Source organism: Variovorax sp. 05N34 (assembly GCF_056397405.1).
Map to the genome: position 1 here is coordinate 1 of NZ_JBFTNI010000022.1, position 11,338 is coordinate 11,338.

At 61.4% G+C, this 11,338-nt stretch carries 10 protein-coding genes; all 10 read left to right on the plus strand.

Annotated elements, in window-relative coordinates:
* Positions 1-3,651, plus strand: a 3,651-nt coding sequence (locus AC1DMA_RS29910) for a DUF637 domain-containing protein (protein ID WP_478146446.1), incomplete at its 5' end; no start/stop codon positions are given.
* Between the two features lie 54 nt (positions 3,652-3,705).
* Entirely contained in the window at positions 3,706-4,014 is a 309-nt protein-coding gene (locus AC1DMA_RS29915) for a hypothetical protein (protein ID WP_478146447.1), read from the plus strand.
* 186 nt (positions 4,015-4,200) lie between these two features.
* A complete protein-coding gene (locus tag AC1DMA_RS29920) occupies positions 4,201-4,491 on the plus strand; it encodes a hypothetical protein (protein ID WP_478146448.1) in 291 nt (96 codons plus the stop codon).
* Between the two features lie 82 nt (positions 4,492-4,573).
* The gene (locus tag AC1DMA_RS29925) at positions 4,574-4,795 is read left to right on the plus strand and encodes a hypothetical protein (RefSeq protein ID WP_478146449.1); all 222 of its coding nucleotides are present in this window, start codon (positions 4,574-4,576) and stop codon (positions 4,793-4,795) included.
* Positions 4,792-5,166: an Imm45 family immunity protein gene (gene imm45, locus AC1DMA_RS29930; RefSeq protein ID WP_478146450.1), complete on the plus strand. Its 375-nt coding sequence runs from the start codon at positions 4,792-4,794 to the stop codon at positions 5,164-5,166. Before AC1DMA_RS29925 ends, imm45 (AC1DMA_RS29930) begins: the two co-directional genes overlap by 4 nt.
* Before the next feature lie 38 nt (positions 5,167-5,204).
* Entirely contained in the window at positions 5,205-5,543 is a 339-nt protein-coding gene (imm45, locus tag AC1DMA_RS29935) for an Imm45 family immunity protein (protein ID WP_478128957.1), read from the plus strand.
* Between the two features lie 126 nt (positions 5,544-5,669).
* Positions 5,670-9,776, plus strand: a complete 4,107-nt coding sequence (locus AC1DMA_RS29940) for a hemagglutinin repeat-containing protein (protein ID WP_478146451.1) — start codon at positions 5,670-5,672, stop codon at positions 9,774-9,776.
* A 14-nt stretch (positions 9,777-9,790) separates the two neighbouring features.
* On the plus strand, positions 9,791-10,087 hold the full coding sequence (locus AC1DMA_RS29945) for a hypothetical protein (RefSeq protein ID WP_478146452.1): 297 nt from the start codon (positions 9,791-9,793) through the stop codon (positions 10,085-10,087).
* A gap of 145 nt (positions 10,088-10,232) precedes the next feature.
* Positions 10,233-10,664 (plus strand): hypothetical protein, encoded by a 432-nt coding sequence (locus AC1DMA_RS29950; RefSeq protein WP_478146453.1) that lies wholly within the window; start codon positions 10,233-10,235, stop codon positions 10,662-10,664.
* A 147-nt stretch (positions 10,665-10,811) separates the two neighbouring features.
* Positions 10,812-11,338: hypothetical protein (locus AC1DMA_RS29955; RefSeq protein ID WP_478146454.1), on the plus strand; the 527-nt coding region annotated here is incomplete at its 3' end.

Genomic DNA, 11,338 nt, shown 5'->3' on the forward strand with positions numbered 1-11,338 from the left:
GCGGGCGTGACCTTCGCCAAGCAGTATGGATTGACCCCCGGCATCGCCCTGACTGCCGCGCAGATGGCCCAGCTCACGAGCGACATCGTCTGGCTCGTCGAGCAGACCGTGACCCTTGCCGATGGCAGCACCCAGCAGGTGCTCGTGCCCCAGGTGTATGTGCGCGTGCAGCCCGGGGACATCGACGGCTCCGGTGCGCTGCTGTCGGCCGATCGCCTGAACATCAAGAACAAGGCGGGTGAAGGCGACTTCACCAACAGCGGCACCGTGGCCGGGCGCTCGCTCGTGTCGATCACGGCGGACAACATCGACAACCTGGGCGGGCGCATCTCGGGGGGCAATGTGGCGCTGGACGCGCGCAATGACATCAATGTCATTGGCGGGACGGTGGATGCGCGCGATGCTCTGAGCCTGAAGGCGGGCAACGACATCAACGTGCGCACCACGACCAGCTCCGCCACGGGTGCCCTGACGAGTTCCACCGTCATAGATCGCGTCGCGGGTCTTTATGTGACCAATCCAGGCGGAACACTGGTCGCCAGCGCCGGGCGCGACGTGAACCTCGTGGGCGCCATCATCGAGAACCAGGGGGGTGGCTCGACCTCGATCACGGCAAAGCGGGACATCAATCTGGGGACGGTCACCGAGAGCCGATCACACCTCGCGGTCACCGGCCCCAAGGACTACGTGGGCTCGGCCACCAGCCGCGAGACCGGAACCACGATCACGACCCATGGCACGACGGTCCTCAGCGCGGGCAACGACATCAACGCCCGCCAAGCCACCGTCTCCAGCGGCGACGGCCTGCTCCTGGTGCATGCGGACCGCGACATCAACATCGGCGCCGGGCAGACCACGCAACTGGACATCCAGGGCAAGCAGACGACGACCAAGGGGACCTTCAAGAAATCGACCACGACCACGAACAGCAGCGCGGAAAGCACCACCAGCGTGGGCAGCAGCTTCTCGGGCGGCACGGTGGCGATGACGGCCAACAACGACATCACGATCGAGGGGTCGCACATCAGCGGCACCAATGGCGTGCTGGTGGACGCCGGACGCAACCTCACGGTCTACGAGGGCCGCAATACCTCCAGCGCCAGTCTGGAGACCGACACCCAGACCCGGGGCATCGGCTTCGGCGGCGGAAGCCTGCCCATCGTCGGCCCGGTCAAAAAAGGATCCGGCACCGGCATCGAGGTCTCCAGCAACACCGCATCGGCCAGCACCATCCAGAGCAGCCAGGGCGGTGTCTTGCTTCAAGGAGGAGGCACCGTCACGCTGCAGGGCGTGCAGGTCGATGCCGCCAAGGACATCACCATCCACGGGGGCAACGTCGACATCCACGCGGCAGTCGATGGCCAGTCGCTCGCGATCGCCCACAAGAGCAATGACCTGAACCTGGGCAGCGAGACTTGGTACCGCGACCCGAGCACGGGCTTCAATGCCAAGATGGCGCAAGAGGCAGGGATCTCGGACACCTCGCTGGCGCGCACCACGCTCAACGGCGCCAACGTGAACATCACGGCCGACGACACGCTCGCGATGGCTGGCACCACGGTGAGCACGCCTGGCGAGCTCTCTCTGAAGGCCGACACCCTGGTCCTGGGCACGCAGGCCACCGAACACGGCACCCAGGAGACCAGCCAGGGCCGGGACCTCATGTACCAGAAGGCCAAGGACAAGGGGACCACCGACCAGACCACGAACTACAACCAGTTCAACGCGGGCAGTCTGGCCGTGAGCGCCAACCATGTGCAGGCCGGCGTGGGCGCGCGGGACAGCATCGAGCAGCTCGCCCAGCTGCCCGGCATGGGCTGGATAGAGCAGCTTCAGAACGATCCGAATCTCAGCGGCAAGGTCGACTGGGCGAAGGTCGAGGAGGCGCACAAGGACTGGAACTACAGCCAGCAAGGGCTGACGCCCGAAGGCGCTGCCATCGTGACGGTGGTGGTCAGCTACTTCTCCTGGGGGGCGGCCAACGGCGCGGGGACTGCGGCAGGCGGCGCCGTTGGCGGCGGCACTACGGGCGCTGTAGTGGGTGGCGCGGTGACGGCCGGCGTGAGCGCTCTGGCCGGTCAAGCCAGCGTCGCGCTGATCAACAACCAGGGTGACATCGGCAAGGCACTGGACGAGCTTGGTTCGAGTTCGAACGTGAAGAACCTGCTGACGGCGATCGCCACGGGCGGTGTGCTGGGTGGGTTGAACCTGAACCCCACGGGCTTGCCGACGGTGCGCGGCGGTGCCCAGCCCTTCATCGACCAACTGGGGCAGAACTTGGCAGCGGGAGCGGCAAAGGCGGTGATCGGCACGGCGATCAACGGCGGGAGCTTCGAGCGGAACCTCGCGGAAGGCCTGAAGGGTGCGTTTCTGGACACCGTCGCGGCGCAGGGGGCGTTCGCGATCGGCCGCAACATAGAACCGGGCAGCATCGCCAATGCGCTCGCGCATGCCATCGCGGGCTGTGCAGTCGGTGCCGCTCGCACGGACGGAAGTTGCGGTGCGAGTGCGTTGGGTGCGGCCATTGGCGAGCTTGCAGCCGGCCTGTACGACCCGAGCGCCCTGAACCAGCAAGGCGACACCGTTCAGTTCGCCGCCATGGTCAGCGGCATTGCAGGAGCGGTTGCAGGACTGGATGCGGCCGAGATCAACCAGGCGAGCCAAGCCGGTGCCAATTCAGCCGCCAACAACTGGCTGGCGACCAAGCAGGTAGCACAGGCAAAGCAAGAGCTCGCCGCAGCAAAAACGCCGTTGGAGGCGCTTCAGACCGCGGCCAAGTGGGCCGCCATCGGCGTGAAGCAAGATGTGCTGACCGCTTCGGGGATCGGCCTGGGCTTGGCGGATGCGGGACTCAGTGACATCCAGGCTTTGGGTGAGTTCCTAGCTCATCCGATCGAGGGCCTGAACGGTCTCAGGCAGATCATCAACAGTCCGGAATTGCGGGAGCAATTGGGTGACAAGACATTTGCAGAGCTGGATGCCAAGCTCGACCGCATGGCGATCGCCCTGACCGACGGGGGCGATCAAAATGCAGTGCAGTTGGGGCAAGACCTGGGCAACCTGATTTGGCAGGTGGGCGCCGTACTTACGGGTGCCGATGCCGTGGCTAAGGGCGGGGTGGCCCTGGCGAATGTGGCAGTGAAGGTGGGGACCGGCGCGTTAGACGTAGCGCAGGGCCTTGGCGCTGCCAACGCGGCAGCAACAGCGGCGGCGGACGCTTCTGTCCCGGCCATGTCCTATCTGGGGGTTCAGGCTCGCGTCAGCGAACTGGCCGCGCTGTTCAGCAAACAGGTCGCGATCGAAGAGATTTCACTTGGGGGGAAAGCGTATACGGCGACGGCAGAAAGCAACAAAGCCGGAACGACGAAGGTCTTCAATACGACTAGTGTCTCGGATGCGCAGTTGGAAGCGCAAGCGAAGGCCTATGTGAACGATCTCACGGGAGGCGCCCCGCTTGTGCCGGTAGCGGGCGATCCGCCCAATGTGTGGTCGGTGACCACGAGGGACGGAACCACGATTAACCTGCGAACGGTGTCGAACTCCCAGATCGGTGCCTCTGGCCGTAACGCTCGATGGACCGTCGACGTCAAAGACAATCCCCAGGTCTCGGCAGTCGCCCCTCGCGATCGAGTCGAAATTAAGTTCAAGTGAGACGCTATGTTGACAAACGACCAACTCAGATTCATCGCCGATGGTTGCGAAGACATGGAACTCGACGCCATATGGGATTTCTTCGAGCATCCAAATGGGACCCGAAGGTTGAGGCACGACTATTCTTCTTTTGGTGATCGCCGCGATGCATTTCTGTGGGTTGTGAAGCGACTGCTCGAAGAGGGGCGAATCAAACTGATCCATATGAAAACTCATCAACCTATGGGTGGGACGATTGAGGAGCAAGTTGCAAAATTCAGAAGCTCATTCCCATCGAATGACATCGATATGAACGGCGGCCTCTGGTTCTTGACGGAAGCATGTCCAGGAGGTTCGACGTGGCAGCACTCCGGCGAGTCGTGAAGAATCCTATAGCCGAAACTCGCTATTCCGAATCTCTTTGAGCGATGGGAAGATCGTAAGCTACCAGGGAGTCGGGCTTGGAAGGCCAATATACGAGACCACCATTAATGGACAAACTCAAAGAATTGCGATAACCGTGGGCAAAAACGGATTTATTGTTGGCGCAAATCCAGCGGGAAAGTAGAAATGAAAACTATAAAGCTTATGGCAGATTATTTTTGCTCTCCTCTTTGGAGGGCAGATCTTTCGGAGGTCGGAAATATAGATCCATCCAGTCTTCCAATATCTCAAGATATTCAAGAAGAACTTCTACGCTGGGCTGAAGAATATGATCGAACCCTTGACGCGGATAATCCGAAGAACTCTGGATTTAAAAGTGAGCGTGAAGAATTTGAGTTTAGAGAAAAAGGAACTAGATTGGTGGAACTACTAAGAAATGAGCTAGGGCCTGAGTACACCGTTAGAGTGCAATTTTGATTGGAAAGTTGACCTTCGGCGCGTGACATTTCCAAGGCGTCCGCCTTTTCCCCGTGCGGCGGTGAAGAGGCTGCGCTGATAGATGCTGCCGGCATGGCGTGACGAGCCGGGATGTTGCGGGCGGAAACGGCACCGCAACGATGATCGGGATGGCATTGGGCGTGAAGGGCTCGGCTTCCGCGCACGGCGGGACCGCATCACCACCTCGGCGGGCGCATCTCGGGCCGAGAACGACATCACGATCAAGGGAACGCACATCAGCAGCACCAATGGCGTGCTGTTGATGCCGGACCCCACCTCATGATCTACAAGGGCCGTAATACCCGGCAGTCACGATCTGAGAATGAAATGAAAAATTGGCAAAAACTAATTGCATACGAGAAACCCTTTATCAGCAGAGGCATGTTGTTAAAGTTCCCGGCTGCCTACCCGTTTGAAGCGGAAGTTTTAATGATGATCTGCCAGGGGCCGGAGAGTTCTTCCGAAAGGTGTTTGACCATCACGGGGCACAAGGCCGGCATCAACTGTTTTCAGGTTCTACCTTCAGAGGCGTCGGCGAACGGACATTTCGTGTCCACAACATGGTTGATCGACAACTGGAACAAATGGGTCTGGCCTGACGGCAACGTTAATGACGTGCAGATTCGCAAGGAACTCGCGGCGGTCGGACTGTAAATTGCCGATGCATCCGGCGGTCACGACTTGAGGGTGAAATGATGGACTGGGAAAAGCTGGTGGACAGCGAGAATCCTGCACTACACCGAGGCTATCTATTGAAGTTTCCTTCTCACTCACCTTTTGAGTCTGAAGTAGTCATGATGGTTTGTGGGCTGCCGGATGGTGGACGCCGACTAGCTTCGGTCGCTCTCATGACAATTACGGGCTACTGTGCTGGAATCAATCCTTACGTTGAATTTCCACCCGACGCGGTTTTAGATGGGACGGGAATATCCAAAGATTGGCTGATCACTAACTGGAAGCGGTGGGTCTGGCCTGATGGCAACGTTGAAGACGTGCGGATTCGCAAGGAACTCGCGGCAGCAGATCTGTAGATTCGGGCACACCCAAGGACTTATTGGAAGTTCACTATGAATGTGAGCTTTCTGTAGCGCGCTACCCCAGATTTGCGCGAACGCACGGGGCCGTCGGGCCAGTCGGCCAGCTCGCGCAGCATCCCGATGGTCGTTCGCACCAGCACACCCGAGACCCGCTTGCCCACAGCCAGCCTGTTTCGCACCCAGCCGGGCGCGACCGCCCATTACCTGATCGAGACCGATCCGCGCTTTGCCGACTATCGCCAATGGCTCAGCAGCGACTACCTGCTCAACGCCCTGGGCTTCAATCCCGACACCGTGCAAAAGCGCCTGGGCGATGGCTTCTATGAGCAGCAACTCATTCGCGAGCAGATCGCCCAGCTCACCGGCTACCGCTACCTGGACGGCTACACCAGCGACCAGGACGAGTACACCGCGCTCATGAACGCGGGCGTGACCTTCGCCAAGCAGTACCAACTGACCCCCGGCATCGCCCTGACTGCCGCGCAGATGGCCCAGCTCACGAGCGACATCGTCTGGCTCGTCGAGCAGACCGTGACCCTGCCCGATGGCAGCACCCAGCAGGTGCTCGTGCCGCAGGTGTATGTGCGCGTGCAGCCCGGTGACATCGACGGCTCCGGCGCGCTGCTGGCGGCTGATCGCCTGAGCATCAAGAACAAGGCGGGTGAAGGCGACTTCACCAACAGCGGCACCGTGGCCGGCCGCTCGCTCGTGTCCATCAACGCGGACAACATCGACAACCTGGGCGGGCGCATCTCGGGGGGCAATGTGGCGCTGGACGCGCGCAATGACATCAATGTCATTGGCGGGACGGTCGATGCGCGAGATGCTCTGAGCCTGAAGGCGGGCAACGACATCAATGTGCGCACCACGACCAGCTCTGCGACGAGTGCCCTGACCAGCTCCACCGTCATAGATCGCGTCGCAGGTCTTTACGTGACCAATCCCGGGGGCACGCTGGTGGCGAGTGCAGGCAACGACGTCAACGTGATTGGCGGCATCCTGGCGAACACCGGCGACGGCAGTCGGACCCTCGTCAACGCGGGCCGTGACATCAATCTCGGCACGGTCACCGAATCCAGATCATCGGCTGCTGTCGTTAGCAGTGGCTCGCGGACCACCGCGGTCGCGCAATCCGAATCGCACGAGGTCGGTTCGGTCATCGCCGCCGGAGGCGATGTCATTCTTGATGCCGGTCACAATGTGACGGCGAAGCAGGCCTCGGTGAGCGCGGCGGGCGATCTGATCGTCAAGGCCGACAACGACGTTTTGATCGAGGCCGGCCGGGCGACCTCAGACTTGAGCTATGCGTCGCAATGGACCGACAAATCACTCCTCAGCAAGACCGCCCACGGCGTGCAAGCTGAATCGCACACCGACAACGCCATGGGCAGCAGCTTCATCGGCAAGAACGTCACGATCGACGCAGGCAACGATGCCACGATCTCGGGCAGCTACGTGGCCGCCCAGGATCAGCTCAACATCAGCGCCAAGCGCGATGTCAACATCGTCTCGGATCAGAGCACCAGCACGACTTCGATGGCTGTCAGCGAGCAGCGCTCGCCCACCGGAATCGCCAAGGTGTTCGGGGCTCCGGGCGCTCTCGGCACCTTGGGCGGGGCCCCGGACCCTGTCGCCGCCACGCTGCTGACGAATCGCAACGGCGCACAGGGTGCGGACAACGTCAGCACCATCGTCAACGGCAGCTTGCTCTCGGGTGGCTCGGTCACCATTCAAAGCGGACGGAACACGACTGTCACCGGCTCGACCGTGGTGGCGGACAACGACATCGGCATTCATGCCGCTGGCGATCTGACCATCCAGAGCGCCGAGGCGACCTCCGACAGCCGCGCCACCAATTCCTATCACGCCTCCGGCAATGTGGGAACGATGTTCAACCCCAGCATCGGCCACACCACCTCGGCGAATCAGGGCGCTGAAATCGAAACCAACCAAGTCGGCAGCAAGGTCGCGAGCCTGAATGGCAACGTTTCGTTGAGTGCGGGCGGCACATACACCCAGACCGCCAGCGATGTGCTGGCACTGGGCGCCGGCGCGGACGGCACGGCGGGCAACATCGACATCGAAGCGCGCAATGTCGTGATCAACGAGGCCTACGACACCGCGGCCCGCGCACAGCATTCCCAGGCCAATCAGGTGGCCGTGGGCGGTAGCGTGACCGTGCCGCTTTACGACACCTTGAAGGGCATCAACAACACGGCCACTGCGATGGGCGAGACCAACGACAGCCGGGCGCAGGCGCTTGGCGCGGCGACGGCCGGTGTTCAAGCCTATGGGGCCGCCCAGCAGGTCGCGAGCGGTGATTTTGGGGGAGCCAAGGTCAGCGTGGACCTGAGCCACGCTCAAAGCGATTCCCTGAGTCTCGGGACATCTCGCACCCCCATCGGCTCCACAATCTCCGGGGCCGGCAACGTGACCATTACGGCGACGGGTGGCGGTAGCGACAGCAACATCACCGCGACGGCCGCCAGCATCGACGGCAAGAACGTCACGCTCAGCGCGGACAACGCCGTCACCTTGCAGTCCGCGCAGGAGACGATCAACCGGGCGTCCAGCGACAGGAGCAGCGGACAGAGCGCGGGCGTCGGATTGAGCTACGGCGCACAGAACGGCCTGGTCTTCGAAGGGAGCCTGAGTCAAGCCAGGGGCAGCGGCAGCGGCACGGACGTGAATCAGGTGAACACCTATATCGATGCCGATAACCGCGTGACCATCAACAGCGGGGGCGACACAATCCTGAAGGGTGCCGTCGTTTCGGGCGAGCAGGTGACGGTCAACGTCGGCGGCAATCTCGACATCACGAGCTTGCAGGACACGAGCACGAACAGGAGCAATCAGAGTTCGTCGGGCTTCGATGCGAGCGTTTGTGTGTACCTTTGCTATGGCGCCCCTGTCGTTGGAAGCGTCGGCGGTGGAAGCTCGCGCGGCAACGGCACCTATGCGAGCGTCACCGAGCAGTCCGGCATCCAGGCGGGCGACGGCGGCTTCGACGTCAACGTCAAGGGCAATACCAACCTGACGGGCGGCGCGATTGCGAGCACGGACGCGGCCATGGACAGCAACCTGAACTCGTTCAAGACCGGCAGCTTGACGATGTCAGACGTGATCAACGTCGATGCCGGCAGCGCCAGTGGCGGCAGTCTCGGACTGACCTACAACGGCGCTGCGTTCGGCGCAGCCGGCGGGGCGGCCGGGACCGGCGTTGGCGGCAGCGTGGGGTACGGCAGCGCCAGTGGTACGCAGTCCAGCGTGACCACCTCGGGTATCTCGGGCATCGCGGGTACGACGACGATTCGCACCGGAGACGGCCCCAATTCCCTGGCCCGCGCGAATAGCAACGTCGATGCGCTGATGCGCGATGTGCAGGCGCAAGTGCAGATTACATCTACCGCCTCTGGGATTGCGATTCAGATGAGCTCGCAATGGGGCACCAAAGTAATAGACCTGTTGAACAGCCTCTTGGCGTCTTCCTCTGCTCCCGACACGGCAACGATGACTCCAGCAGCTCGGCAAGCGCTTGTGAACAGCCAGTTCGATGCCGCCTTGAAAAGCCCGCAATTGACGGATGAACAGCGCTCGGCCTTGGAATACTTGCAGCAGTTTTACGACCGAATTGAAAACGCCTACAGCCAGAGCTACGACCGGGCTCCTTCTGACGGTACCGCAGGCACGCAGGATGTGTTCTTCCAGTTCCTGCTGCCGAATGCCGGCGCGATCGCTGGCGGTGGTTTTGCTGCTGGTGCAGCGGTCGACGGTGGGAACGTCGGAGGCTCAAATGGAGGCTACAACGCGCAGTCCGATACGTACGGGTCCGGGACTTCGTTGCCTTCGCTTGGTGTCCTAGACGGAATCGTCCTGCCACCCAGTGTGCAGGGGATTTTCGAAATTTTCCATATAGTCGCTCAAGCGACGAGCGGTGAAAAGGACCCAAGCACTCCGAGCGGGCAACGTGGAGCGCCAATGGACGTCCCCAGGGGCACAAATGCACCGGCCGCTATCGGGGGCCGGGAATATAGCGGTCACGCGCTGGATCAAATGCAAGGACGAGGTGTGACGCCAGCTCCGGTTGAAGATGCGATTCAGAACGGACGGGCACAGCCTGACGCAACGTACCCCGATTCGCGTACCGCGCACACGAGCAATGATGGTCGCTTGGTCGTTATTACTGACAACGACAGTGGCCGGGTAATCACAGTCATAACACGCTAACGGATGATCCACATATGAACGAATTTCTTGAACGTCAGCTTTCTCTCGTCCGGCAAGTGGTAGCCGACTATCGAAACGAGCTGATCAGCCTTAATGCCCTCGTTCGTCGGGTAGAGGCGGTCGGGCATGTGGTGGGAGGGGAGATTTGGGAAGAGAGGATTTTCCCGATCGTCGTTGAGCTTGAGACCATCAACAGCGAACTCATTGATAAAGGAAGACGCGCCACGCTGCTCGAGCGCGAGAAGATTCAAGCTAGTCTTCAACGACTGGAATTGATAGCCTCTCCCGACGATGGGGCAGCAGGTCCGTAGCCGAATGAAGTGCATTGTGCGTCGATCGCATCTACGTCACCAATCCCAGTGGCGCCCTGGCGATCGGCGCCGCCTCTCTACCCTCTGACGCAGTATTCGGACCCTGCCAAGACCGTCAACGCCGGGCCTCCGAGTGAAAGATCAAATGATTGCATCGCGCGAGAAAGCCTATGAGGCGATTGCAGCAGTATTGTTCCGGAAAGCCGTACCCGGATGGTCTTCCCTGACTGCGATCTGCCCAATTTTTAGTAAGAACTGTGGCGGGGTCATTACCACTCAATCCACCCCTAAAGGTGACAGCGATCTTCCCATCGGAATGGACGTCTTCGAACTTCAAGAGGCTTGTCTTTTTTTACGAGATGACCTGCTGCGGACAACCAACCAGAGAATTTGGGGGCTGACCTTCACGCTGCGCCCCGACGGAAAATTCGATCTGCAGTACGACTACAACAAGCCACAAGGCTACGAAGAAACTGACGAAACCATAGACGTGTCGCTTACGGACTTCGTGGAAAAAAAACCAATAGGGGCGCGCTCGACAACTAGCGACAAATCATCGATCGCGAGGCGAGGATGAAGGCGGCCGCTTGTCAACGCGCCTGGAGGCTCCGCAGGCGGTACGGGCAGCGTCTCGGCCGGAAGCGCAAATGGCCCGGGCACGGTCATCGAAGTGCCCTCCGCGGTCAACGGTTCGGCAGCCGCCAGCGGCAACGCAGCGGCCCCTGTGGCCGACCAAGCAGCCGGCGCGGCCGGTGCGGACCCGGCGGGAAGCGCCAGCGGCAGCACGGCAGGCACGGCAGGCGCGGTGGACGCCTCGGGCCAATCCGGCAGCTCGCGCAGCATCCCGATGGTTGTTCGCACCAGCACGCCCGAGACCCGCTTGCCCACAGCCAGCCTGTTTCGCACCCAGCCGGGCGCGACCGCCCATTACCTGATCGAGACCGATCCGCGCTTCGCCGGCTATCGCCATTGGCTCAGCAGCGACTATCTGCTCAACGCCCTGGGCTTCAATCCCGACACGGTGCAAAAGCGCCTGGGCGACGGCTTCTATGAGCAGCAACTCATTCGCGAGCAGATCGCCCAGCTCACCGGCTACCGCTATCTGGACGGCTACACCAGCGACCAGGACGAGTACACCGCGCTCATGAACGCGGGCGTGACCTTCGCCAAGCAGTATGGATTGACCCCCGGCATCGCCCTGACTGCCGCGCAGATGGCCCAGCTCACGAGCGACATCGTCTGGCTCGTCGA

Bases quoted from the DNA above. Each gene is read 5' to 3' on its own strand.
- AC1DMA_RS29915 (WP_478146447.1), top strand. From the start codon at position 3,706: ATGGAACTCGACGCCATATGGGATTTCTTCGAGCATCCAAATGGGACC.
- AC1DMA_RS29920 (WP_478146448.1), top strand. From the start codon at position 4,201: ATGAAAACTATAAAGCTTATGGCAGATTATTTTTGCTCTCCTCTTTGG.
- AC1DMA_RS29925 (WP_478146449.1), top strand. From the start codon at position 4,574: ATGCTGCCGGCATGGCGTGACGAGCCGGGATGTTGCGGGCGGAAACGG.
- imm45 (WP_478146450.1), top strand. From the start codon at position 4,792: ATGATCTACAAGGGCCGTAATACCCGGCAGTCACGATCTGAGAATGAA.
- imm45 (WP_478128957.1), top strand. From the start codon at position 5,205: ATGATGGACTGGGAAAAGCTGGTGGACAGCGAGAATCCTGCACTACAC.
- AC1DMA_RS29940 (WP_478146451.1), top strand. From the start codon at position 5,670: ATGGTCGTTCGCACCAGCACACCCGAGACCCGCTTGCCCACAGCCAGC.
- AC1DMA_RS29945 (WP_478146452.1), top strand. From the start codon at position 9,791: ATGAACGAATTTCTTGAACGTCAGCTTTCTCTCGTCCGGCAAGTGGTA.
- AC1DMA_RS29950 (WP_478146453.1), top strand. From the start codon at position 10,233: ATGATTGCATCGCGCGAGAAAGCCTATGAGGCGATTGCAGCAGTATTG.